Origin of the sequence: Pseudoalteromonas sp. SG45-3 (assembly GCF_014164075.1) — a bacterium.
GTDB classification, from domain to species: Bacteria; Pseudomonadota; Gammaproteobacteria; order Enterobacterales; family Alteromonadaceae; genus Pseudoalteromonas; species Pseudoalteromonas distincta.
Map to the genome: position 1 here is coordinate 108,426 of NZ_JACJEN010000002.1, position 26,307 is coordinate 134,732.

A 26,307-nucleotide genomic window follows, 5' to 3' on the forward strand; every position below is an offset into this window, starting at 1 on the left:
AGATAAGTCGCCAATCCCGACCAAGGTCAACTAGGACCACCTCTATTTTCCCTAAATTACATTTTAAAAAGTAGCCACGTTTGATTGGGGATCGCCCCTAGTAACGAAATTCGTGTAATTTTTTGGTAACTATGAATTTGGTTGAAACCCTGATTTTAACAGGGCTTAATCTCTGACAGCTCTATCAAAACTCTCATATCCAATAACAACATGGTCAAGCACATCGATACTGAACATCTTTGCGGCTTGTTTAATTTGCTCGGTAAAATGAAAATCCTGCGGGCTTGGTTTTGGATCACCTGATGAATGGTTATGAATTAGAATAATAGCTGGTGCGTTAATTAAAATGGCTGTTCTCAATACTTCAGCCGAACGAAGTGATATCTGATTTACCGCGCCAATCGCTATAACTTCATAATTGATGATTTGATGCTGGCTGTTCAAGTTCACCACGATAAAACGCTTTTTGGTTTCATGTTTCAAATGCTTAAACACTTGATAGACCTTCTCTGGACTATCAAGTGTTACATTCAAAATATCATCATCTACTTCCCTAAAGGTATAGACACAGCTTATTTCACGTAATATAGCCACGCCTAGACCTTTGCTTTTCTTGGTCCAGTAACGGCTTTTAGCTGAGTATCTAACTCTCCTTTTTCAACAGCCTGAATTAAGGTGTCGATTGTTGTTAGTAAATTTTCTTGCTTACCCACTTCAATCGCAACTTTGCCTTTCTGTAATTCCAATGACTTGTTGCCATACTTTATTTCAAAGAACCAAGTATCATTCACTTGATAGAACCACTGTCTTAGCTTCTTAGGTTGCTTTACTCGTTTCTTCTCTCCGGTAATACCATCGTTTATCCAAACCTCTTTATAAGCGGTATACACCTCACTTTCCAATAAGCAAGCAGCCATAGCACGTTGTTCGTTTAATCGGGCAATCAGTTTTTCGCGTTTAACTTGAATAGGCTCGATAGCTGGAATAGTCGGGCGGGCTGTACATTTCAGTTTTGCTAGTGTTGTTTGTGTCATTTGGTTACCTTTTATGGTTGCGAATACCCATTAACCTTCCAACCAGTTTGTATTTCAAGACAACAAAAAAAGGCGATCTTTTAGATCGCCAATTACGGAACGAATAACTTATTGATTATTCAGCACATTCGCTCCAGTTTTCACCATCCGTACTGCACTCATATAATATCGTTCCATCTGCTTGCTTAGTTGCTCTCTGCCAGTTGCTTTCATTATCAACATCAATTTGTACATCACCTTCTTCTTTACGTTTACGCCAATATGCAGTATCAATAGTTACTTCATCTTCCCACTTATAAGGAGTTAGCACTAAGATATCTATCATCTGCTGGACATCAAGCTCGTTTTTACCTTCAAACTCTTTCCAGTCAGACAATTCCATAAAGCGACTTTGCTCTGCTCTAAAGTAGAACTCTGCACTATATGTTGACTCACCGTCTTTATATCTAAGGTGATAGTTTCTCTCATAAGGATTCGAAAAATCATCAAAGTTACAATTTTCAAACGAGTCAGCTAAAACATCTGAATCAGAACCATTACCTAACTCATAATGAATCCCATCAACATCAAAACTGACTCTTTCGTTTTTCGCGCAGCGGTATGTACCGTCAGAATCTCTGTACGCGTCCTTTCTAACACTTAACCAGCCATTTTTATCTTGATCATTCCATTCTTGACCTAACTCATGAAACTTACTGGTGATGAAGTCAATTTTATTAAGCTTGTCGGTATCTTGTAGCTTGCTAAATTCGATAAAATCTTCAGTGCCTAAAAATATAACTTCGTCACGATACCAGCCGTTATCAATTTGAAAATATTCATCTAGTTCAGGGTTTCTGTGTACAAATACTCGGATCTCAGCATTTGGATAGTCTGAGTATTGTGCTCTTAAATCCGTTTTACGCTTATAAGCTGCTTTTAATCCTTTCATAATATCTTGTGCAGCGTGAAAAGCCTCAGAGTCTTTATCCGCAATAAAGTCAGCATATATTTGATCCGCTGATAGATTGTAAAACTGAACCAAGCCATTAACTGTATCTTCTATTTCTTGTTGTAGCTCTTGTACAACTTCATCGTGATTTTTCAGGTAATGGCAATGTTTAGCGTTTGAGGCACTATCATTCGGGTTGTTACCTTTGTTTTGTGCAAATGGTGGATAACTGCGCTCAATCGCTTCCCATACCACTGTAGTTAAAGGGGAAATATTTCTGACTAAACCGTTAGTGAAGTCTTCTTCTGTGATTGGTTCAAAAGTGGGCTGCAATACAATTTGATAGGGTTCAGTTACTTCATGAGCTTCAACACCTTCATCTTCAGAGCCTTCATCCCATGCACCTGCTGGCACATCGACAATGATTGCAGAATATGTCAAACACTCAGCATCTTCTTCAGGAACATCTAGAGTGTAATCGCCACCTTCTTCGGTGTCTTTTTGTGGCTCATTGGGTTCGGCTTTACCGTTACCATTGATATCCAAAAATACCGTTCCACCAACGATATAACCATCAATAGCTTTTCCAGTTACAGTTAATACTTTTGCCGTAGGGGTTACGGATTGATTATCATCTTCTGAAGAACTACCTCCACAACCACTAAGAACTAAGCCAAATGCCAGTGATATTGCTAAAGTCACTTTACTTCTTATCATCTTCATTTCCTTTTAATGTTAATACCCAGTTAGCTTCTAACCAGTTGGTAAGAAAGAAAACATAGGCTTAACGATATGAAATAAAATGACTTTAAGTGTTCACTCCACCGACAATTACTTGTACATTACCGACGAATTATATGGCTGGAGTGCCGTTGAGTAGAACTTCAAGCGAGAATTTAAGCTGATCGTTAGTCCGAAAATTTAACAACCACGCTGGATTTTTCTTTGCTTACGCTAACTAACTCTAAATCTCTTAAAATGCCAATAATATGGCTTCCATATACTGGGCTTAGGCTACTTTTCATAGTGTTGGATTGATAGGTTGAAGTATTAAATGAAATCCCTGGCCGTTACGTGAAATTGATAGCAAGTATCAATATTCACCCAAAAGTACTCTTTATGCTCAACGCCATAATGTAAAACACGTTCTAGCTGAGAAAAATCCCAGCTAGAAAATGCTTCAATATGATCGATTTTCCCATCGTGATTTTCATCGTATCCACCATTTACTGGTCCACGATGATATCGGCCTACTGATGAATTAAGGTCATTTGATATACCGCATTTATTTAAGGGAGTTAATTGGCATCCCTGAATAAAAGTGGAAATTATTATTACCCCAAAAAAAGCCTTATTTTATGGAGTGATGTAGTTTCAAGTGTGCAGGAAAGTTTGCTATAAATCATCAACAGCAAAGCTCTCTTCCTGCTTCTTATTATCTGCTTGAGCTTTGTTTATATTACTTCTATTAACTTTTATAGCATTGAGGTAAGCCGATTCATCCAAAAGAAGTAAACCAAACTGAAACCTTGAACGATGTTGCTTTCTGTATGGCTCGTAGCCAAAGTGTTTTAGTTCCCAGATATCATCATTCGATATATAAGGGTACGATTTATGGCCTGCACTTATAGCAGGACCAATATTTCCATATAACATATAGCTGTCCTGCTGAGACCAAGATTTCACGTTTTTGTAAACATAATAATTATTTTTGTCTTTATAAGTGTACTCAGCTGTATCCCAAGAGCCAGTTTGACCCGGCTTTATCTCGTTTGCTAAACCATACTTTTCTGACAGCGCTTCAACTGTGAGGTTATAACTTGATTCTTTTGGTTCAGCTGTAGCAACAAATAGCCTAACTATTTTATTGTTAAGTGTATGAAATAGTATGTAATCTACTCGTACACCAGCTAAAGTGCTAAATTTAGAGTTTACTGTTGGTTTGTAGACGCAAATATGGGTAGTTGATTCCTTTACAGGTGATTTGCAATCTACTCCATTAGTATCAAAAGTGGAGCTTAGATCCCTACCTAAAGTTAACCCCTTAAATGATAGAGGTTGTTGTGCCAAAGCTAAGTTATTAAAGCTCATGGCTAAGGTAAAAAATAAAACAAATTTAAACATCTAGAAATCCTTTATATATCTGACTTTTTGTTGGTTTTTTCTTGTTCTGTCTTTAACTTTTTAGCTTCATCATCAGCTTTCTTTTTGGCTAGCTTTTCTTCTTGGTAGTTAAAAATTATGTCATCCAATTTTGAAGCTCGTCCTGGCTGGTCTATAGTTAGAATATCGCGGTATGTTTTGCTCTCAAAAATTCCTGACCAATTCGCAAGCCCGTATGTACCAAGTAACTGGTGTGGAGCTAGAGAAAAATTAATTTCTTGACTAGCTATTTTTGAAACACCATCTACGCTCGACACCTTAGACTTATATTTTGTAGAGAGAGCATTGAGCAGCTTTGTCTGATGATCTTTACTAAGCGAAAGGTATACAGTGATTCGTGAAAGCTTATTATCGACAAACTGAAACAGCGCTTCTCTAGCTGAATCTAATCCAGCTATCGTTCTATATAAATGAGATGCATCATTAAGGTAACAGCTAGCATAATTATATTTGCTCACCTTTGAACATTGAAACTTGGGGTGTTCCTTAAGTTCTTCGTATCTAGTGCCATCAAATGTTATGTTTTTTAGCCCTTCTCCAGCCTTCGATGGCATTACAGCCTTGGAGTTTTTTGCGATTAAACTGGCTAACTCATTTTGACCATTGTACCAAGCATAGTTAACGCTTCTTTGTAATGTTTCATTACTCAGATAATCTGTAAATCCAGTATTTAATATTTGTTTTACTTCATTGAAATTCGATGTGCCGTTTTTTTGAGACAGCTTCTCGGTTAAATTATAAAAGTGATCTTGATAAGGTTTTTTATCATCAAAATATGGGTATTGCTTTGAGCTTAAAATACTAAACGCTAAATCTGGATTTTTTTCGTGGACCAATACAAAAAATGGAAGTGGATAGTCTTTACCTTTCTTCTCAATTACCCAAGGGGTCTTCAATTTATCACCCCAGTTAATAACGGCTTGAGCACATCTGTTTTTTATAGCATCAAACATACCTTGGTCATAACTTCTGTATCCCTCATTTGAGTATGATTTGATGATATTTAAATCGTTAAGTAATTTTCTGTTTTCTACTAAATATTGAATTCTATTGCAGCCATCTAATTGACTTAATGCGAGTGTCATTTCGTCTTGTGTATTCTGTTTGGCTAGTGCTGCTTTTTCCCGCTCAACTTGCAATGGTGTTTTTCCCTGCAGGTATATTTTTTGTTCAGGGTTTAGTTTTAAAGAAGAAACAAAGCTCAAGTGGGCTGAACCAGTTTCTTTATCTAGTTCTTTTAGTACACTCAGAAAACCTCCGTCTTCATTCGAACGTTCGAAACTAGCACCTTTTTCAATAAGGTGTTTAAGTAAATTTTTATTACTAGGTTGTTCATGCAAGCTTTCTGAAACATATACAATTAACCTCTTACCTTGTTGGTGAATTTTATTAAAGTCATGGCCTGCATCAATTAAATCTATTACAGTTTTAGACGCACCATAAGATATTAAGTCTTGAGTTTTGGGATAAGGTTTATTTGCGTCATAACCATTTTCCAGCAACCAACTTTTTAGTGTGTCTAGTTTATTGAGGGACGCAAATATAAATGGATCTACACTTTTAACTCCTTTAGATAACAAATCTTCGTTAATTGATACTCTTGAGTTTGGATTATTAGGAGAGTGGGTAAATATTGAGTTGTAATTGTCACTACAGCTATGCTTAATCATTTTGGCTCGATATAGAGGGCGCTTAACTCTCCCATTATTGTGATCTATTTGAATTTTTTCGCAGGTATTCAAACCTTCGGCTTTAGAATTATTTTTTGTGGTTCGAGCAACTTTAGATGAGTCTTGTTCTGCGATTAAATTTAGTTCGCTACTCGATTTTGCATTGAACTCATTAAGCACATTTAGTACTTCGGGGAAATTCTTTTGTAATGCTACATCTTTAAGGTTGGCGCCAGTAACGCCTTGATTTGGATCTGCGCCCAATTCAAGTAGATAGTGTAATTCATGATGACAACCATTGAGTACTGTCTGTCCGACTATTTCATGATCCTTTAGCCTAGGATCATTCTTTTGAAATTCAAGATGTTCGAGTGATTCTTCCATATAATTGCATATGGAGTTTAGCTTTTCTGTCTCGTATTGCTCGCCACAGCCAACAATAGCTAGAAGAAGTGTTACAATAATTACTTGTTTCATATACGCTTCCATTTGGTTATTTCAGGTATTTCTTTGGGGTAGTTGAAAACTATCATTGGGCGCTATTTGATTTGTTTATGACAAACATACTTAAAAACAGACGTAAGCCTAACTAAGTCACCATTGTTTTCGTTATAAATTTCAACCACCTCCATCTGCGTCATATTTGATATTTTTTTAACAACAGTTGTTGAAAAGCTTTTAGCCCAATTTTGAAAGTTTGGAGTTCCGTATTGTTCTCCAATAGATTCACCTCTCTGGGTGATCGCGGTGAGATCTATTGGTTTTTCGGTAGCCTTATTAATAACCAAGGAACTAATGAGCATTCCAAAATCTAAACAATAGTTTTCGACATCCCCGTCTGTCGTTGCGTAGGATGAAGTCGACATTAGAGTCAGCACTAGCAATAAGAGTTTTTCCATACTTATCTCTTTTAGGATTGTTTTATGAACACCCCTTAATCGTTTAAAAAAGGGAACAACAATAAAGGTAAATAAATTCAGTAAGTTAAGGGTGAACTAATCCGACAGATAGGTGTACATAGCCGACTTTTTGCTTTGTCGGCCATGTATTTTACTTAGGTGACTGAGTTATAAAGTCTTTTGGAGACTGTCCGAAAGCGGTTTTAAAACTTCGGCTGAAATAACTTGAAGAATTAAAACCAACTAAATCAGAAGTCAGAGAAATAGATTTACCTTCAATTAGCAACTCCTTTGCTTTAAGCAATCGGTAATTTCGAATGTACTCTGCTGGCGTTTGGTTAAATAGTGCCTTTAACTTTCGTTGTAACTGCCTTTCACTCATGGCAATTGAGTCAACGAGCTTTTCGACACTGAATTCATTATCAGCATAATTTTTTTCGACTATTAGATTGAAACGCTCAATGAATTTTTGATCGCGCTCACTAACGATATTTTCAACGGGTTCATCATGATTTTGCTGAGTTTTAAATCTTAGCTTCTGGCGCTCTAGTGTATTTTTAACTTTTAAGAGCAGTTGCCGAGCTTCAAAGGGTTTTGCTATGTAGTCTACTGCTCCCAATTCGAGCCCTTTTAATTTACTTTCTTCATCCGCTTTAGCTGTTAATAATATAGTTGGGATATGACTGGTATTATCATGTTCAGCAAGGGCTTTAACTAACGTGAAACCATCCATTTCTGGCATCATGACATCTGAGATTATCAAATCTGGTATGTGTTCAATGGCGAGCTCTAACCCTTTTGAACCATTAGCTGCATTGAATATTTTATAATCGCTTGATAGTAAATCGACCAAGAAACCTCGTAGTTCATCATTGTCTTCGACAATCAGCAGTGATTGTTGCTCTTGATTGCTAGATACGGCTTTACCAGCACCAAGCTCTATTATTTGCCTTTGAGCTGGAGACTCTTGATTGCTTTCTATGCAAAAATCATTAATGGTTAAACTAAAAGCAACTGAACCTGTTTTACTTGAGCAGGTTATCTTCCAACCATTTTGGCTACATATATCTCGTACCAGCGATAAACCCAAACCAAAACCTGGTTCAGAGTCGGATTGACCTAAGCGTTCGAATCGTTCGAATATTTTGGTTGTTTGTTCATTTGCTAATCCTGAGTGTTGATTTTCAACAATAAGCTGATATTTACCATCGACCAGCATTGAATCGAGTTTTACCCAACCTTCAGCACTTGTGTATTTCAATGCGTTGGAAAGTAGGTTTTCAAGTATCGAAACCAGATCATCTTTATGTGCGTCTATGATTGCATTACTATTAAGATGTTGTTTTAATTCAATCTTTTTTTGCTGCATCAAAGGCTCAAAGGCAATCACATAACGTATAAGTAAGTCATCAATGTTAATATGCTCAACTTGCTTTTCTTTTTGTTCAACTTTACTAAGGTGCAATATCCGCTCAACCAAGCCAAATAATCGCTTGCCATTATTCTGTGCCAAGTGAATAAGCTTTTGCTGCTGGTCAGTTAAACTAGGTTGTTGAGCTAATTGTTCAATTGGTGCATTGATTAAAGTAATAGGAGTTCTAAGCTCGTGAGATATATTGGCAAACAGCTGATTTTTTTGATCCAACGTAGAAGCTAGCTCAGCCGTTTTTTCATCTACTGTTTTCTGAAGTTGCGCTTTTTGCCTTAATAGAAAGCTTGTTCGATACCGATAATAACCATAGCCTGTGAATATCAATAATAAGAAATATAGGGTGAGTGCAACATCTGACTGATAATAAGGTGGGCTCACCAAGATATTTACGTCACTTTGTGCATTATTCCATTCTATTCCATCGTGTGAATATTGGAGTTCAATGCGATACAAGCCTTTTGCTAAACCACTGAGTTGAATACTGCTAGCACTACCATTATTAATCCACTTCCCTTCATTTAAACGATACCTAAATTGGCGTTGTTCGGGTTGAAAGTAATCATCAACGAAGTACTCAAGTGCTATCGTGTCTGTTGACGCCATGAACTCTAAACTAAGTGCATCACTAACTAATGCTTTGCTATCGGGTGAAATCCATCTCAAACTAGCGGCAGAATCACCTTGCACTAATCGCTCGGGAATAATTTTTGAAACACCATCAATACCTGAAAAATAAAGGCTTCCATCAACTCCAGTTGCAACACCTTTGGTATTAAACTCACTACTTTGTAACCCATCGCGTTTAAAGAATGCTTTTAGTTGATTCGTTGATTTATTCCAACGATACAGACCATTAAACGTCGATAACCAAAAGATGTTTTGCGACTCCTTGGTTATAGCCTGTATGTAGTGACTTTTTAGTGGTAACGGATAGTGCTTAAACGTATCTGAAGATGATTGATATTGATAAACTCCGTTGCTGGTGCCAAGGTATAGCTCTGCATCATCCATATACACATAGTACACAGTAACTTGGGGCTGGTTATCGCTTAATTGTAGTGGGTAGTGGTGAATTACATCACTTTCAATATCATAACGATTTACTCCGTCCATCGTACCAATCCAAAGTTGATTGCTCTGGCCTTCTGCAAGTGCATAAATATTGGAGTTTGCTTTAATACCCCGTGCATTGCCACTAACACCCACTTGCTTAAAATAACCCTGATATTCATCCACCAGCGTTGTTAATCCACCACGCCAATTCGCTACAAAGATCTGGCCTTGTGTAGTTTCAACTACATCTAAAACTGCGCCTTCCCCAGCAATATCAGGTATTAATTTGGAATGGTCATTGTGTGAGATCGTATTCAATGCGGCATCAAGGTGATACAAGCCATTGTTTGTCGCCAACCAAAAACTGCCGTCTTTAGATCGTTCTATTTTTAGGGTAAAGGTATCAAGCACTAACTTTGCTTTACCCAACCTACCATCATCTGAAATTGGGTAGCGATATAAGCCACCAACAGCGCCAGTCCAGAGATAACCATTGTTGAGCGTTAATGAATTTATATCGTCGGATTTAAGGCTATTTTGAGCCTGTTCTGAATACTGATAGTTTTGAATTGCAAAGCCATTAGCAGGAATGGCTATCACACCACCTTGAAAACTGCCTAGCCAAATGGTGCCATCTCGACTTATAAATACTGAGCGAACATCGCGGGTGATATTTCCAAGCTCATAAGGTTTAAGCATTGGGTAATTGCTGAACGTTTGAGTTTCAAATGAAAATTGACTCAGACCATTATTAGTTGCAATCCACAACGAATCTGCGTCTTCAGCCAAGTTAGGTACAGTCAACTGCTGATACTCTGGATTTGGGTTAAATCGTTCAAAGCACTCACAATCTGCTTTAAATCGGCTTAAGCCACCTTGAACTGTTCCAAGCCAAATTTCATCCTCAGTCGTATTAAATACGGTATATACAGTATCAGCACTCAGGCTGCGTCTATCATTCGAATCATGACGGAAGTAATCAAAACGCTTTAACGTAAGATCATAGCGATTTAAACCACCTCCCCATGTAGCAACCCAAATGTAGTTACCTTGCCGTGCAAGTGAACGAATCCATTTGTGGCTCGTTCCATAAGCGTTATCTTTGATTGGAAAAGTCGATACCTCATGCGTAGTTATGTTGAGTACATCTAAACCATTATCTGTGCCTAACCATAGTTCATCACCTACTTTAAGTACCGCTTGAATATTGTTGTGTGATAAACCTGAAGAAATTCTAAAGGTAGTAAAACTATCTGATTCTTTATGATATTGGCTGATCCCATTATGGGTCGCTATCCATAGCGAATTGTCAGGTGCCAGATAAACCTGATTAATACTATTTCCCGCCAAGCTATTTGCATCTGTCGGATCATATCGGTAAACCTTAAAATTCTGACCATCAAAACGGTTCAGCCCATCCTCAGTCCCAAACCACATATAACCATCACTGTCTTGAGCAATGGTGTATACCATACTATTTGATAAACCATCTTCAATGTTATAGCTGATGTAGTTAGGGTTCGGTAAAAATTGCGCGGCTGATGATGCCGAATAGATGAATATAAAAAGTAAAACCGTCTGTAGTAACGCCATAATCAAATTAAGTTTTTAGAATTATTATAATGATAAGCAAATCATACTTTATTTCTTACTCGGTCTCATACACTTAACCGACACACACATGTCGGCATCCGACAAAGTACCAGAACATCGTTGTCTCAAAATCGAAACCACAGGAAGGTTATATGGTATCAATAAGGAGAGATCATGCTAACGAACAATCAGATCAACCAGATAGCCGAAATGTTGATTGAATCAGGTAATCTTAACGATGATATTAGTGAGCATATTGGTCTTATTTTGGAAAACATTGCTGGTATTGAGCTATTGGATGACGACCAACTTAATTCGCTGCATTCAAAAATCGAGCAAGCAGTAAAAACCCTCAAAAGCTCATAGAAAGCCCACCTGCTTAGCCTGAACCCGAATAGTTAGGTGCAGAGTTTATTTCACCTGAAAGGATATCCAGATCCGTTGATTTTTTTAACAAGACACAGTAAGTACCTAATGCTCGTATCAAAGAATATCCGCGTACGGATCCCACAGTAGTGCCCAGTAAAGCGAAGCCATTTACTAACGGGTTCAGGTTCAATACCAGACATACTTAAGTGTTCTTTAGTTAATAACATACGGCTAGAAACAATCAGGTTTTTATCGAAAATCTAAATTTGATGGAGTATATCTGTAGTGGTCAACTAATTTTGGCCACAGTTTTAGAATCTTTGTATCTGACCTCATAATCGTTAGGTCCCCAGTTCGAGTCTGGGAGGGGCCACCACTTTTACAAGCTTTCCAAGTAAATATCTACTTACCGAAATTACTCTGTGCTCCTTTTTTTTAAAATGGAAAAAGATAAAATAATTCAAATGTGGAAAGTAATAAAAAATTGATGTACCCTTTTATTTTTATTGAACGAGGGAATGTTATGTCAAATAAAATTATGATCGAACGAAATATCGGTGTTTTGCGCGAAAAAATTAGAAACGCAGATACAACAACTGTCATGGGGTGTGTTGCGATTGCAACAAGCGCTGATATGCTATCAGGCGCAAAATTATCTAAACGGCAATATAGCTTCATTGTTAACAGTCGTCAGCGATGTAACCTAATAAAAACCGCTCTGTATAAAGATTTAACTAAGTTAATAGCTGAAAAGGCCATACCTAAAATATTATCTGCTGCAGATCCAACCTCAGATTTATCTAAAACTGCTTTTATGGCCGAAGCTACCGCAGACGCTGCCGGTGAGGCTCTTGAGGTGAAGACAGGTATACCAGCATTTAAAACAGCTGCTGTTTTAAATGCATTAAGTACTGGTATTCAGATTAAAACTATGTGGGATATTCAAGCGATCGAAGATGGCTTTGCTCAAACCCCAAAACAGTTTGAAAAATTATTTGCCGATTGGAGAAGTTGGAATATTGAAGAGCGTTATCAGGTGGACCGATGAAAAAATTATTAATTTTATTACTACCCAGCACATGTTTTGCACAATTTTCAGACTTATCGTTATGTGAAAACAAACAAACTATGCTTGGATTGGATTTTTATACAAATTGTGTGGGGGTCGCAGATGCCTCTGTGCATAAATTAAAGTCTGAGATAACTGCTAAACAGCTATATGAATACATAACTATTGGTATCAAAGACGTTAGTGTTTTAGAAGAGCACCTTTCAGATGATTTGATAGGAATTGTACATGCATTAATATCGATTGATCCAAACCCACTTTATTATACTACTGTTGGTAACAATGTTTTAGTCAAGACTAAAGAAGGGCTTAATATTTTTGAAAAGCATGATGGTTATTGGTTACAAAAATTAGTATCAGAGAAATCCGGTAGATAAATAGAGTTATCTCAAAAGTAATTTGATATTGATAATTATTTTAAACAGGTTTCAGTAATTTCAGCTCTAAAGTAGTCTAGCTCTTGTGGTAAAATTTTAAGAGCTAGCGATCTGCTAAGTCCTAATTTTGTAGCTTAGTCATCCTTCCTTATACGTAACTATATTTAAGTCTATGAGTGCTGTTAGTAAAGAGCAGATCGCGATTAGATGCTTTTGAAAGTGAACATTTACGGCCTCTGTCAGTATCTTAGCGTTGCAGATAGTTAATTTCCCTACCAGGCACTGTCATAGGTTGCTCTAAGCCTCTTTGTTCTTTCACAGTGTGTTTTGCGCATTCTTCTTGTTTATTAGTAATGTTATCTACTGGCGTTCGTAACTCATCAGAAGTTTTTATAAACAGCTGTGAACAAGTATTTAATACAAAAAAGCCCCTATTGGGGCTTTTTACTTACTAGTGTTTACTTTTATTGCTCAAAGCTACAAGAGTTAACTAATTTTTACGGTATATCTCATGCTCAATATCGTAAATATTTACGCTTAGACTGTCTGATGCTCTGCAATATGTTTTTAAACATGAAAGTAGCAGTTCGCTTAACATTTGTTTTTGCTCAATTGAGCGTCCTGCCAAAATATGTACCGCGATATGTATAAACCCTGATTTTCCTGCGCCAAGTTGATATTGCTGATAAGCAATAGCACGTGTTTTTATGGTTTCTAATTCAAACAAGTTACTTTCGAAAGCGGTTGTATGAATTTTTTCTACCAGTACTTGAGGTAAAACGGGGAGGTCTTCTGAGTGTTCAATAATAATGTGCGGCATTTAGGCGTTTCCTATTATGAGTTACTGCATGAGCGAGAGGTAATTGTACCAAATACAAGAGGGGTCACTAAACCCTGAGCTATCTAAAATCTTTACTTTAAACTAATTTAGTCGTATTTATTTTTGATGTTAGTATAAAAACAAACAGGTGAACCTTCGCTTAGTAACTTATCTACTAAGTTACCTATATATTGATTAAGGATAAGTATGAAATTACCACATAAATTTAAACGTTTAGCTTTACTTGCAGGTGCAATTGTTACGTTAAGTGCTTGCTCTGACGATGTTGCGTCGGTAAGCCTTGGGTTATTTACAACTAAAGATGTTGTGGTGAATTCGCAGCAAGATCCTATTGTTGAGGGCGTTACTTGTCATATTAGTCATATAGAGGCTAATTTGGACTTTTCTGATCCCTCTGATATGTCTATAGCGTGTCGTCAAACGGGGCCAATTACAGCGCAGCAGCTACAAAAAATAGACCGTAGCAAATCGGGCGAGGTGATCTTTAAATCATCTAAAAGTATATTATTTAAATCACTAAAAGTGCGTCGTATTTACGATGCTGAAAATCGTACTTTATTGTACTTATCGTACTCAACTAAAGAGTCCAGTGGAAGCCACCACCATGCGCTATCAACAGTGCCGCTATACAATACTCAAGCGTGGGACTGGGCGCTTACACAAAAAGACTAAGTTAGCACCTACGTAAGTACCTAAACTAAAACCTAAAAGAGCACACTATGTTAGCTTTATTTAAATCAAAGCCATTATTAGAGCAGCAAGAACAGCAATGGCTTATTGATACATTTATTTGGGCTGTAGAAAACTTTGATGCTGAGTTTTTTACAAAGCACACTCAAATAATACTGCCAACGGCCACTTTTTTCCCTGATTCGGTATCGAGCATTGAAGAAATGGCGAGTAATGTTTTTAACCGCGTTACTAATTACGCGGGTATGAACGCATGGCCTATCCAACTAGTTGCACCGCAGCAATTACAACCGCAAGTTTTTCCACACTTTGAATTTAGCAATGAAATACGTGGCGAAGGCAGCCATCTAATTGTGCCGCCAAGCCATACGATTAATATTTCTTTTAATCCTAACCAGATTAATCAGCCACAAGATTTAGTGGCAAGTTATGCAGGTACTCTGGCCACCATACTTATTCATCACGTTGGGGTGCTACCGCCAGGTGGTAGGGAGTATTTACCACAAGCTGCTGATGCACTTGCTTGTTTTTTAGGGTTTGGTGTGATGATGAGTAATACGGTGTATCAGTTTAAAGGCGGGTGTGGCTCTTGCTATAACCCATACGCTAACCGTGAAGCTAAGTTAAGTGAAACGCATACGGTATTTATGCATGCCCTAATTAGTTACTTTAAAAACGATAAAGTGTCTAAAAAGCATTTAAAGCCGCATTTACGTGGCCAGTTTAAAAAAGCACAAAAAGAAATTAAAGCATTGGTAAATAACTCGGCCAACCCGCTGTTATTAGCTTATTCGCCAAACTAGCAAGGATCTGCGTGGAATACTTAGATGAATTTTTACTGATTGTTATTGCTCATTTTTTTGCAGTAGCAAGCCCTGGGCCCGACTTTGCCGTTGTGCTCAAGCAAAGTGTGCAACAAGGTAGGCGCAATGCATTGTGGACAAGCGCCGGTGTTGGCGCTGCTATTTTACTGCACGTTGCCTATTGCGTTTTAGGTGTTGCGCTTATTTTAACGCAATCGCCTAGTTTATTTATGGCGCTCAAGTACCTTGCTGGTGCATATTTAGCTTACTTAGGCGTACAAGCTCTTAGAGCTGCAAAACCGCCTGAAAGTAATGAAGGCGAGGCTGTAAAAGATGTTGAAAACAAAACCGTTCAAGAGGAACCCGTTTGGGTGGCTTTTAGGCGCGGCTTTTTCACCAATGCATTAAACCCAAAAGCCACGTTATTTTTTATGTCGTTATTTACACTCGTGATTAGCCCAACAACACCTACTAGCGTACAGGTCGGCTACGGCGTGTACATGGCATTGGCTACTTGGGCGTGGTTTTCAATGCTTTCAATGATGCTTTCTCGCGATAATGTAAGGGGCTTTTTCCAACAACGCGGTTATTGGTTTGACCGTGGAATTGGCATTATTTTAATTGCACTTGCAGTACGTGTTGTTATTTAACTTATTCAAAAAGCGCAGGAGATAAAAATGCCGCTATATAATTTTTCGTTTGGTTCTAATATGTCATCTAACCGTTTGTTAGCGCGCTTGCCCAATGTAAAGCGTGTAGGAACTGCGATACTTAAAGGCTACGAGCTTACTTTTGATATGCTATTTAAAGATGGCTCAGGTAAATGCAGTATTTGTCCAAGCGATAAAGAAGATGCATTGGTTTACGGCGTTATTTATGAGCTCAATGAAGAAGAAAAAGCTATTTTAGATGGTATTGAGGGCGTAGGTTACGATTGTGTAGATATAGCCCCAACGCTTTTAACGGGTGAGACTGTAGCCGCACATTGTTATATAGCTAATACCCATGACAGCAATGTACTCCCATATGATTGGTACATAAAACACGTTCATCGCGGTTCACTTGAAGCGGGCGTACCAAAAGAATACAGTGATGCCATATTAAATCGCGCACAAAAAAGCGACACCAATCAAGAGCGCGCAGCAATTGAATTTGCAGTTCATCAAAAATAATAAAATAGGATTGATATGAAATTAACCAAACTTGCCGCAATTGCACTATTAGCAGGCACTACGTTTAGCAGCTGGGCACAAGTTGATACCAACAAAATTGACGACGTAATTAAAGCGTCAATGGCACGTTTTGACGTACCCGGTATGGCAGTTGCCATTGTTGAAAACGATAAAGTAATATTTGCTAAAGGCTTTGGTGTAACTAATCTCGATACCAACAAAAAAGTAAACAAAGACACTTTATTTGGTATTGCTTCAAACACAAAAGCATTCACTACTGCGGCACTGGCAAAGTTGGTTGATGAAGGTAAATTAAGCTGGGATGATCGCGTAATTGATCATTTACCCGAGTTTAGATTGTACGATTCGTACGTAACACGCGAAATGCGTATTCGTGACTTATTAAGCCATCGCAGTGGGCTTGGGCTTGGGCAAGGCGATTTAATGATTTGGCCAAGTACCGATAAATCAGTTGATGAAATTTTAGCGGGATTACAGTATTTAAAACCAGCGAGCAGTTTTCGTAGTAAGTACGCTTATAACAACTTGATGTTTGTTACCGCTGGTGAAGTGGTTGCACGCGTATCGGGTATGAGCTGGAACGATTACATCGAAAAAAATATTTTACAGCCGCTGCACATGGATAACTCACGCGCGGGCTTTTCACGTATTCCAAAAAGTAATAAAAACTGGGCGACAGGTCATATTCCTATGGATGGCACGCTTCATCCATTTTTTGTGAACTACCTTGAGGACTTTAGAGGCGCAGGCGCCATTGCATCAAGTGTAAGCGACATGAGCCAATGGCTTCGTACGCAATTAGCAGGCGGTAAAATGCCAAGTGGCGAGCAGCTATTTAGTGAAAAGCAACAAGCGCAAATGTGGCACCCACATATTACATCTATGGCGTCTAAAAGTGCGTTTGAATCGTATCATCAGCAGTTTAGGGGTTATGGGTTAGGCTGGAGCATTGAAGACTACCACGGCTTTAAAAAGCTAGGTCACGGCGGTGGTATTTTGGGAATGGTATCGCAAGTTACTTTATTGCCTGAGAAAAACCTCGGTATTGTTATTTTATCTAATCAACAAGCTTTTGGTGCACTTTCGGCAGTAACCCATGAAGTGCTTGAAGATGCACTTGAACTTGAAGATAAAGACTGGGTAGAAGATTTAGCTAAAAGTCATTTTGAAGGCAAGCAACAAGCGTATGCTAATGCAAAACCAGAAGCCCCCGCTGACTACCAACCACAATTACCAAACATTAATTACACCGGTACATTACACGATGATTGGTATGGCGATGTAATTATTGAGCAGTTAGATGGTAAATTACGCATTGATTTTACCCACACTAAACGCTTGAAAGGCACTCTTGAGCATTACACTGGCAATACATTTATTGTTAAGTGGGATGAAAAATTACTAGAAGCAGATGCGTTTATTCGTTTTGACATGAGCTCACAAAACCGTGTAAACAGTGCCAAAATGCGCGCGGTATCAACACAAGTGACCGACTTTAGCTTTGACTTTAGAAACCTACATTTAAAAGCAAAATAGCTAATATTGATATTTAAAGTATTGATATAAACCAAAGTCGCAAAGCCACCCATCGGTGGCTTTGCTATATTAAGTTTTTACACCTTGTAAGGGACTTTTTATGCGTACCGCTGTTATTTCTCATCCTCATTGCCGTAAGCATAAAATGATAGGCGACCACCCCGAGTGCCCAGAGCGTCTAGATGCCATAACCGATAGATTACTTGCCAGCGGCGTAGATGTTGGCTTAACACACCTACAAGCACCCAAGGCCGAGCGTGAGCATTATTTACTTGCTCACGATGAAGCTTTACTTAAACACGTAGAAAATACGCTACCAACAGAAGGGCTCGCTAATTTAGATGGCGATACGTGGCTGTGCCCCGATTCGTTTAAAGCGATTGAGCGGGCAGTAGGAGCAGGATTGTTAGCGGTTGATGAAATACTTGCCGATAAACTCGATGCTGCTTTTTGCTCAGTACGCCCGCCAGGGCATCACGCTAATAAAAACTCATCATCTGGGTTTTGTGTGTTTAATAACTTAGCTATTGCTGTTAAGTACGCACAAAGCAAAGGGGTTAAGCGCATTGCTATTGCGGATTTTGATGTACACCACGGTAATGGCACGCAAGATATTTTTATTGATGACGAAAATGTACTGCTTTGTTCGTTATTTCAGTATCCGTTTTATCCAAATACAGCGGTTAAAAATAATAGCCATATAGTTAATTCACCTCTGCCAATTGCCAGTAATGGCGACGATTTAAAAGAGGTGTTTACTGGGCAATGGCTACCAAAATTAAAAGCGTTTAAACCTGAATTACTTTTTATAAGCGCAGGGTTCGATGCTCACCTAGAAGATGATATGGCAAGCTTAAAGTTTGTAGAGGATGACTATATTTGGCTTACCGAGCAACTATGTGGTGTTGCTAAAGAGGGCGGTTGTAAAGGGGTTATTTCGTATTTAGAAGGTGGCTATGCGCTATCAGCTTTAGGTCGCAGTGCTGTAGCGCATATAAAAGTGCTTACTGAGGTTTAAATAAAGAGAGTGTTTATAGCCCTAGTAAATCAAACGCCTGCGCAGTACTTAGGGTTTTGATTTTACCAAGGCAGCATTGCCCTTCATTTAATAAGTAAGCTGTAACAAGCTGTGCTAGTTGCTCGCCATTCAATTTAGGGCAAACAGTGCCTTGTAAATTAAGGTAGTCACCTTGCTTGTTAAGTACTCGCACATCGCTTAGCTCACTTTGCGTAACGCTGTGCAAGCACTCTTGTTGCTCTTGTTGGTTATGGGCTATCTCAAGCTCATTATAAATAACCAATAATTGTGGGTAGCTGTTTAACATGGCCCGTTAGCCTACGGTTACTTCATAAGACGTAAATTTACGTATATTAATAACGCCTTTTTCAAAGATTAAGTACTGACCTTTAATACCTTGTAAAACACCACTTACAACAGGGTCTTTATCAAAGTTAAATGAGCTGATTTTTGTTGGGTATTCGGTTACTGGAAAGTTTAAATCAACCACATCTTCATCAAGTTGCTCTATTGCTGTTGCGCCAAATAATTCACTGAGCTCGTTTAGCTTTTCACTAATTTGTGGGATCAGCTCGGCTGCCGCTGCTTTTAAGTCAATTGCGTCGTTTTGACCTTTTAGCATATTGCGCCAATTAGTTTTGTCGGCAATAAATTCAGCCAATGCAACTTCTACTAAACCAGATTGCAGGCGAGTTTGCACTTTAAAAATAGGTAATGCCTGAGTGGCGCCTTGATCAACCCAGCGAGTCGGTATTTGTGTGTGGCGGGTAATACCTACCTTTAAACCTGAGGTGTTAGCGAGATACACATAGTGTGGGATCATGCAGTTTTCTTCGCCCCACTGCGGCTCTCGGCAAGTGCCTTGATCGTAGTGGCAGGTTTCTGGTTTCATTATGCACATATCGCAACTAGCAAGCTTGCGCATACATACAAAACAGTGACCTTGAGAATAGCTTTTTTTGGTTTTTTTACCGCAGTTAGAACATAAAATAGTGCCACTAAAGGTAAGCGTAAGCTCCTTACCTATAAATGCATTTAAGTCTACTAAGTGTTCACCTACAGGTAAGTGATATTGTACTGGTTCGGTTAAGCTCGATTTTAGTTTACGCAGTGTGCCTTGCATCTTTACTTGGCCCCTAAAGATGTTAAAAAGAGGAGTCTAACATTTTTAAGCTATATTGGCTTTTTAAGAAGTGTAAATAGTCGGTGTAAGGCAGTGCTTTTGCGTATAAATAACCTTGGGCGGAATCAGCGTTCATATCTTTGAGCAAGTGATGGATTTCTTGGGTTTCTACCCCCTCAATTGTTATTGATAAATTGAGGTTATGCGCCATATCAATGGCTGTTTGTACAATAACTTGGTGAGTTGGGTTGTTAGGCAAATCAAAAACAAATGACTTATCTATTTTAAGCTCACTAAAGTGATAATTAACTAAGTAGCTAAGTGACGCGTAGCCTGTCCCAAAGTCATCCAGTACCACTTTAATACCTAATGCGGTTAACTCATCAACTAACTTTATAAGTGCATCTTGACTATCTACGAAGGCCGATTCGGTTAGTTCAAATTTAAGTAAGTGTGCCGGCACTTGGTATTTAATTAAAATATTTTCTACTTTTTCGGCTAAATTATTTATGGTTAAGTTTTTAGCACTTAAATTTACGCTAATTGTGTGCTCGTTATAGCCATTTTTAGTAAGCTCAACTATGTCTTTACAAGCTTGCTCTATTACCCACAGTGTTAGCTCGTTAATAATACCGGTGTGTTCAGCAAGTATTATTAGCTCTTCAATTGATAAGTTGCTGTAAGTTGGGTCGGGCCAACGTAATAAAGCTTCAGCACCACTTACGTGGTTACTTAATAAGTTTATTTGAGGTTGGTAATAAAGCGCCAGTTGATTTGTTTTGATTGCTTGTTGCAGCTTAGCGGCTAGAGCAACGTCCATCATCAGATTATTACCGTTTGACGATGACCCAACTTGATTAACGCTACCTTTTGCTTTTTTAAGCGCTAAATAACCACGCTTTAACCAATATTCAAAGTCGTTAGTCTTGCCTGCACTACTAATACCTATACTGTAACTAAGCTGCAGGTTTAGCCCTTTAATTTCATATTGTTTTGGTAGGCTACTAATTATTTTAGTCAGTAGTGCTTCTAGCATTTCTTGGTTTTGTGTTTTTGTAGAAATACAGGCAAATACACCACTGCTTAAATCGGCTAAGCGAGGACTGGTGTTTAAATCTGTTTCGAGGTTTGTAAATTCACGTTCATGGCTGAGTTCTAATTCAAGCTCTTTGGCTATATGCTTTATAAGTGTGTAGCCCTGAGAAGAGGTAATAATCGTATTGAGTGAATTAAAGTGACGTATTTTTATTAAACACAACGTTGTTGAGCGATTTTGGCTCTGTAGTGCCATAAATGCTTGTTTTAGCTTGGAGCTATTAAGTAATCGTGTTTGTTGTGTATGCGTGGCATGGTAAAGCGCACGTTCTCGCTGATACCTTACCCTGTCTGCTAATGCCATCGCCATTAAAATAACTTCGCACAAAATAGCGACTAAAAAGGCATGGCGGGTTGCAAAGGTATACGGTAAAACACCAGTGAGTTCCATAGGTTGAATTGCCGCACCAAAAATTAGCGGTATCCATGATAAAACATAAAACTTAGCCCACCTAAAACCACTGCGTAACTTGTTATATATTAAAATAATACAAGTAATATAAAGCAGTACCATTACACCAAAAAATATAGGAGCCGCTATATTTTCAGGAATAAACAAGCTACATACAGCAAGAGTAAACATAAGCCAAAGTAGAGCTATACTCATTTTGTAACGCCAACATTTATCTTTATGATAGCGCAAAAACATGGTGCAAAAAGCAAGGGTGAAAAAGGCGACCCCATAATTACTAAACACAATTTGTTCGTGAATAAAGAGCTGCCATTGCTTAGGCCATAAATAAAAACCAAAGCCCAGTACTGCACCCATTAGTGTAATAGCGCTGACGATGTAGCCAATATAAATTAAATAAACACGGTCTTTTATACCAAAATAAAGCACCAAGTTATAAAGCGCAGCCATCAATAGCACGCCTACAAAAATACCCCAGATCCCAGTTTGAGAGCGCACTAAGTCAATAAACTCTTTATCACGATACAAGTTTACAGGTGTTTTACTTATGCCTATTGTGTCTATTTTTATTACTAGGCGTTGTGATGATTTTCTTTCTACTAAAAAGCGAATATGCGGTACGCTGTATTCAAACAAAGAGAGGGCTTCTTCTTTATCGCCGAGTTTGTATGTTTCAATTAGTTTGTTATTTTTATCGAGGCGATAAACCGTAAGGTGATCGACCATAGGGTTGTCAAAATGTGCTACAACATTTTGCTTGTTAATACTTTTATTTTCTAAATCAAGAAACAACCAATAATTTTGTTGGCTAAAGCTCCATGGAACATCTGAAAATGGTTGATGAGTAAGTAATTCAGGTTGGTTAATGATGGTATCGAATGTTTTAGTTTTGGTTTCGTCAATATAGTAGGCGTAATCGAGGTACATTGGAGCCGTTTTATCAATTGTATATCGTGTAGGCACGACTAAGTTTGATGCCAATGTACTGATTATAAAAAATATAAAAATCAGTATGGCAACAGCAATTGCATGGTAACGTAAAGTTCTTAGTTCCAACGTTAATTTACTTTTAAAAAACCTTTTAATTAGTGTAGCACTAAAAAAGCGCAGGGAAACTGCGCTTTTTTAGTTAAATTAATTGGTTATACCAATGAATAGGTATTATAGGCTATTGCTCGCGTGCAATAGCACGGTAAGCTATATCTGTACGATATTCCATACCATCCCAGCTAATTTGTTTAACAAGCTCATAGGCGCGTTGCTGCGCTTGCGTAACAGTGTTACCAAGTGCTGTTGCGCATAATACGCGACCGCCTGCGGTTACAACGTCATTGCCACTTTGTTTAGTACCCGCATGAAACACTTTTTCACCTGCAGGGTAATCCACTTTTAGCCCCGAAATAGCGTCACCTTTAGGGTAATCACCAGGGTAGCCTTTAGCGGCAAGTACAACACCAACGGCTGCGCGTGGGTCAAACTCAATCGTTGTTTTATCAAGTTCTACACGGTTAGCAGCTTCAATCAATTCAACCAAATCTGATTGCAAACGTAGCATCATTGGTTGAGTTTCAGGATCGCCAAAGCGACAATTGTACTCAATTACTTTAGGGGTGCCTGTTTCGTCAATCATTAAACCTGCATATAAAAAGCCGGTGTACGGATGGCCTTCGCTTGCCATGCCTTCTACCGTAGGGTAGATCACTTCGTTCATAATACGCTGGTGGATTTCATCAGTAACAACTGGCGCAGGTGAGTATGCACCCATGCCACCCGTGTTAGGACCCGCATCGCCATTGTAAGCGCGTTTATGATCTTGGCTTGTTGCAAATGGTAATACGTTTTTACCATCAACCATTACAATGAAAGACGCTTCTTCACCGTCTAAAAACTCTTCAATAACAACACGACTTCCCGCATCGCCAAAAGCATTACCCGCAAGCATATCGCGAATCGCTTCTTCGGCATCGGCCTCCGTCATGGCTACAATTACGCCTTTACCCGCAGCCAAACCATCTGCTTTTACAACAATTGGCGCGCCTTTCTCTTTTAAATAAGCAAGGGCAGGCTCAATCTGTTCAAACGTTTGGTAGTCGCCAGTTGGGATTTTATGACGTGCTAAAAAGTCTTTAGTAAACGATTTCGAACCTTCAAGCTGAGCTGCGCCCGCCGTTGGTCCAAAAATAGCCATGTTATGCTCACGAAACTTATCAACAACACCCAGTACTAACGGTATTTCTGGACCTACAATAGTAAGCTCTACCTTATTTTGCTGTGCAAAACTAAGTAAACCATCTAAGTCGTCAACGTTTATTGCTACGTTTTCAAGTTTTGGTTCAAGTGCAGTACCTGCATTACCAGGGGCTACAAATACAGTATTTACTTTGGTGTTTTGAGCGGCTTTAAACGCAAGTGCGTGTTCGCGGCCGCCGCTGCCAATGACTAAAACATTCATGGCGAAAATTCCTATTTAAAGCGGTTTCTTAAATTTCAGCGTCATGCGGTCGCTTTCACCAATGGCTTTATATTTGTCAGCATCTTGTTCGCCGAGTCTTAAGCTTGGTGGCAGCGTCCATACACCTTTAGGGTGATCGGCTGTATCTTTTGGATTTGCATTTATTTCACTGCTTGCTACTAATTCAAACCCAGCTTGTTCAGCAAGGTCTACTACGTAGCTCTGCTTCATATAACCTGATGTTTTTTGATCTTCATCAGCACGCTCTTCAGCTAAACGGTGTTCAACTAAACCTAATGTACCACCTGGTTTAAGGGCTTTATAAAAAGCTTGGAATGCACTTAATGTACCGCTTTTATCTTTGCCCATATACCAGTTATGTACATTACGAAATGTTAAAACCATATCGGCACTGCCAGCTGGTGCAATATCTAAATGTGTTACAGGTGCAAATTCAGTAATTTTAACGCTACTAAAGCGCTCATCTTCAGCTACTTTTTGTTTAAAGCCTGCAAGAGAACGTTGGTAGTAGCCAACTGATGAATCAGCAGGAAAGTGCGCGGCATAATAAGTGCCTTGCTCTTTTAATGCTGGCGCTAAAATTTCACTATACCAACCATCACCGGGTGCAATTTCAACAACTGTCATGGTTGGTTTAAAGCCAAAAAATGCAAGTGTTTGAGCTGGGTGACGATATTCATCACGAGCGCTGTTTTTAGCACTGCGTTCGCTTGATTGAAGTGCATGTTCAAGGCTTGATTCGTGGTTATGGCTAAGCGCCATAGTCGATGTCATTGTTAGTGTGGCTACAAGTAGCGATTTTAGCGCAAATTTCATTGTTTGTTCCTTCACATTATAATTTTAAATAGGTTATTGAATAATCAGAATACGTGAATTTATAGCAAACAAAAAGGGTTAAACCAACGTTTAACCCTTTGTGTGATTAGTGGCGGAAATGGCGCATACCAGTTAGTACCATTGCCATGCCAGCTTCATCAGCAGCTGCAATCACTTCTTCATCACGCATTGAGCCACCAGGCTGAATTACCGCAGTAATGCCAGCGGCTGCGGCTGCGTCAATGCCATCACGGAATGGGAAGAATGCGTCAGACGCCATAACTGAACCTTTAACTTCAAGGTTTTCGTCGGCGGCTTTTATACCTGCAATTTTAGCTGAGTATACGCGGCTCATTTGGCCTGCGCCTACACCAATGGTCATACCGTCACGGGCATAAACAATTGCGTTTGATTTAACAAATTTAGCTACTTTCCAGCAAAACAGTAAATCTTTAAGTTCTTGCTCAGAAGGCTGGCGCTTAGAAACAACTTTTAAGTCGCCTTGCGTTACCATGCCTAAGTCGCGGTCTTGAACTAAAATACCGCCGTTAACGCGTTTAATATCTTGGCCAGCTGCTTTACCTGTCCACTGTCCACATTCTAATAGGCGCACGTTCTTTTTAGCTTCAACAATTTTTGCAGCGTCGCTCGAAATACTAGGTGCAATAATTACTTCAACAAACTGACGGTCAACAATTGCTTGTGCAGTTGCTGCATCTAGCTCTCGGTTAAAGGCAATAATGCCACCAAATGCTGATGTAGGGTCTGTTTTAAAAGCGCGCTCGTATGCTTGTAGAATATTGTCGCCAATTGAAACACCACACGGATTAGCATGTTTTACAATTACGCACGCAGGTACGTCAAATTCTTTAACACATTCAAGTGCTGCATCGGTATCTGCAATGTTGTTAAACGAAAGGGCCTTACCTTGCAATTGAGTTGCTGTTGCAACTGATGCTTCAGCAATGTCATTTTCAACATAAAAAGCAGCATCTTGATGTGAGTTTTCACCGTAACGCATATCTTGCTTTTTAGTGAACTGCATATTGATAGTACGTGGGAATTTAGTCTCTACAGCAGCTTCCTCGGTGTAATCAGGCACCATTTTACCGAAGTAGTTAGCAATCATGCCATCGTATTGTGCAGTGTGCTCGTAGGCGGCAATCGCTAAATCAAAACGTGTTTTGTACGTTGTTGAACCATTGTTGTTTTGCATTTCACTAATAACACGGTCGTAGTCGCTTGCGTTTACCACGATTGTTACATCTTTGTGGTTTTTAGCTGCTGCACGAACCATTGTAGGGCCGCCAATATCAATGTTTTCAATGGCATCTTCAAGGCTGCAGTTTTCTTGAGCGACTGTATTCGCAAAGGGGTATAAGTTAACTACAACTATGTCGATAGCAGAAATGTTGTTATCTGCCATTACGCTTTCATCTTGTCCGCGACGGGCTAATATGCCGCCGTGAATTTTTGGGTGAAGGGTTTTTACGCGACCATCCATGATTTCAGGGTGGCCTGTGTGATCTGATACTTCAGTCACTTTTATAGCGTTATCAGCAAGTAGTTTACATGTGCCGCCAGTTGATAAAATATCAACGCCTTGCGCTTCAAGTGCGCGGGCAAATTCAACAATACCGGTTTTATCAGACACACTTAATAGTGCGCGACGAATGGGACGATGAGTATCCATTGTAGTTTGATTTCCTCAGTTAAT

The 26,307-nt window shown here is 38.9% G+C and carries 23 protein-coding genes; 9 read left to right on the plus strand and 14 right to left on the minus strand.

Annotated elements, in window-relative coordinates; all coding sequences use genetic code 11:
- Positions 1-165: 165 nt before the first annotated feature.
- From H5126_RS02915 to H5126_RS02945, 7 genes are all read right to left on the minus strand, one after another.
- Positions 166-594, minus strand: coding sequence for a JAB domain-containing protein (locus H5126_RS02915; protein WP_182720016.1), 429 nt, complete (start codon positions 592-594; stop codon positions 166-168).
- Between the two features lie 2 nt (positions 595-596).
- Entirely contained in the window at positions 597-1,034 is a 438-nt protein-coding gene (locus H5126_RS02920) for a DUF6641 family protein (protein WP_182720017.1), read from the minus strand.
- A 115-nt stretch (positions 1,035-1,149) separates the two neighbouring features.
- A complete protein-coding gene (locus H5126_RS02925; protein WP_182720018.1) occupies positions 1,150-2,682 on the minus strand; it encodes a hypothetical protein in 1,533 nt (510 codons plus the stop codon).
- 678 nt (positions 2,683-3,360) lie between these two features.
- A complete protein-coding gene (locus H5126_RS02930) occupies positions 3,361-4,089 on the minus strand; it encodes a hypothetical protein (protein WP_182720019.1) in 729 nt (242 codons plus the stop codon).
- Between the two features lie 11 nt (positions 4,090-4,100).
- Positions 4,101-6,275 (minus strand): hypothetical protein, encoded by a 2,175-nt coding sequence (locus H5126_RS02935; RefSeq protein ID WP_182720020.1) that lies wholly within the window; start codon positions 6,273-6,275, stop codon positions 4,101-4,103.
- Between the two features lie 62 nt (positions 6,276-6,337).
- A complete protein-coding gene (locus H5126_RS02940) occupies positions 6,338-6,697 on the minus strand; it encodes a hypothetical protein (protein ID WP_182720021.1) in 360 nt (119 codons plus the stop codon).
- 151 nt (positions 6,698-6,848) lie between these two features.
- Positions 6,849-10,775 carry a two-component regulator propeller domain-containing protein gene (locus H5126_RS02945; RefSeq protein ID WP_182720022.1) on the minus strand — a complete coding sequence of 1,309 codons (3,927 nt, stop codon included), beginning with the start codon at positions 10,773-10,775 and terminating at the stop codon, positions 6,849-6,851.
- Positions 10,776-10,949: 174 nt separating this feature from the next.
- On the opposite strand from H5126_RS02945, the gene H5126_RS02950 reads away from it, so the two are divergent.
- The 3 genes from H5126_RS02950 to H5126_RS02960 all read left to right on the plus strand — a co-directional run bounded on the left by H5126_RS02950 (position 10,950) and on the right by H5126_RS02960 (position 12,590).
- On the plus strand, positions 10,950-11,141 hold the full coding sequence (locus tag H5126_RS02950) for a hypothetical protein (RefSeq protein ID WP_182720023.1): 192 nt from the start codon (positions 10,950-10,952) through the stop codon (positions 11,139-11,141).
- 526 nt (positions 11,142-11,667) lie between these two features.
- Positions 11,668-12,192 carry a hypothetical protein gene (locus H5126_RS02955; RefSeq protein WP_024600169.1) on the plus strand — a complete coding sequence of 175 codons (525 nt, stop codon included), beginning with the start codon at positions 11,668-11,670 and terminating at the stop codon, positions 12,190-12,192.
- Positions 12,189-12,590, plus strand: a complete 402-nt coding sequence (locus H5126_RS02960; protein WP_182720024.1) for a hypothetical protein — start codon at positions 12,189-12,191, stop codon at positions 12,588-12,590. Before H5126_RS02955 ends, H5126_RS02960 begins: the two co-directional genes overlap by 4 nt.
- Positions 12,591-13,080: 490 nt before the next feature.
- On the opposite strand, the gene H5126_RS02965 is transcribed toward H5126_RS02960, so the two are convergent.
- On the minus strand, positions 13,081-13,410 hold the full coding sequence (locus tag H5126_RS02965; protein ID WP_002957818.1) for a 5-carboxymethyl-2-hydroxymuconate Delta-isomerase: 330 nt from the start codon (positions 13,408-13,410) through the stop codon (positions 13,081-13,083).
- Positions 13,411-13,617: 207 nt separating this feature from the next.
- Between H5126_RS02965 and H5126_RS02970 the strand changes: the two genes are divergently transcribed.
- From H5126_RS02970 to H5126_RS02995, 6 genes are all read left to right on the plus strand, one after another.
- Positions 13,618-14,103 carry a CreA family protein gene (locus H5126_RS02970; RefSeq protein ID WP_182720025.1) on the plus strand — a complete coding sequence of 162 codons (486 nt, stop codon included), beginning with the start codon at positions 13,618-13,620 and terminating at the stop codon, positions 14,101-14,103.
- 47 nt (positions 14,104-14,150) lie between these two features.
- Positions 14,151-14,924, plus strand: coding sequence for a hypothetical protein (locus H5126_RS02975; RefSeq protein ID WP_002957816.1), 774 nt, complete (start codon positions 14,151-14,153; stop codon positions 14,922-14,924).
- Positions 14,925-14,935: 11 nt separating this feature from the next.
- On the plus strand, positions 14,936-15,574 hold the full coding sequence (locus H5126_RS02980; RefSeq protein ID WP_182671445.1) for a LysE family transporter: 639 nt from the start codon (positions 14,936-14,938) through the stop codon (positions 15,572-15,574).
- 27 nt (positions 15,575-15,601) lie between these two features.
- On the plus strand, positions 15,602-16,096 hold the full coding sequence (locus H5126_RS02985; protein WP_024605481.1) for a gamma-glutamylcyclotransferase family protein: 495 nt from the start codon (positions 15,602-15,604) through the stop codon (positions 16,094-16,096).
- 15 nt (positions 16,097-16,111) lie between these two features.
- A complete protein-coding gene (locus H5126_RS02990; RefSeq protein ID WP_182720026.1) occupies positions 16,112-17,653 on the plus strand; it encodes a serine hydrolase in 1,542 nt (513 codons plus the stop codon).
- 100 nt (positions 17,654-17,753) lie between these two features.
- Positions 17,754-18,671: a histone deacetylase family protein gene (locus tag H5126_RS02995; RefSeq protein ID WP_182712045.1), complete on the plus strand. Its 918-nt coding sequence runs from the start codon at positions 17,754-17,756 to the stop codon at positions 18,669-18,671.
- Positions 18,672-18,684: 13 nt separating this feature from the next.
- Here the strand turns inward: H5126_RS02995 and H5126_RS03000 are convergent, their stop codons facing one another.
- The 6 genes from H5126_RS03000 to purH form a co-directional block, all read right to left on the minus strand.
- On the minus strand, positions 18,685-18,978 hold the full coding sequence (locus H5126_RS03000) for a hypothetical protein (RefSeq protein WP_002957811.1): 294 nt from the start codon (positions 18,976-18,978) through the stop codon (positions 18,685-18,687).
- Between the two features lie 6 nt (positions 18,979-18,984).
- On the minus strand, positions 18,985-19,794 hold the full coding sequence (locus tag H5126_RS03005) for a DUF2797 domain-containing protein (protein WP_024597548.1): 810 nt from the start codon (positions 19,792-19,794) through the stop codon (positions 18,985-18,987).
- A gap of 22 nt (positions 19,795-19,816) precedes the next feature.
- Complete coding sequence (locus H5126_RS03010) at positions 19,817-22,357, minus strand: EAL domain-containing protein (RefSeq protein WP_182720027.1); 2,541 nt, start codon at positions 22,355-22,357, stop codon at positions 19,817-19,819.
- Between the two features lie 112 nt (positions 22,358-22,469).
- Positions 22,470-23,753 (minus strand): phosphoribosylamine--glycine ligase, encoded by a 1,284-nt coding sequence (gene purD, locus H5126_RS03015; protein WP_138489712.1) that lies wholly within the window; start codon positions 23,751-23,753, stop codon positions 22,470-22,472.
- A 15-nt stretch (positions 23,754-23,768) separates the two neighbouring features.
- On the minus strand, positions 23,769-24,590 hold the full coding sequence (locus H5126_RS03020; RefSeq protein WP_182720028.1) for a class I SAM-dependent methyltransferase: 822 nt from the start codon (positions 24,588-24,590) through the stop codon (positions 23,769-23,771).
- Positions 24,591-24,696: 106 nt separating this feature from the next.
- Entirely contained in the window at positions 24,697-26,283 is a 1,587-nt protein-coding gene (gene purH / locus H5126_RS03025; RefSeq protein WP_024603688.1) for a bifunctional phosphoribosylaminoimidazolecarboxamide formyltransferase/IMP cyclohydrolase, read from the minus strand.
- Positions 26,284-26,307 lie beyond the last annotated feature (24 nt).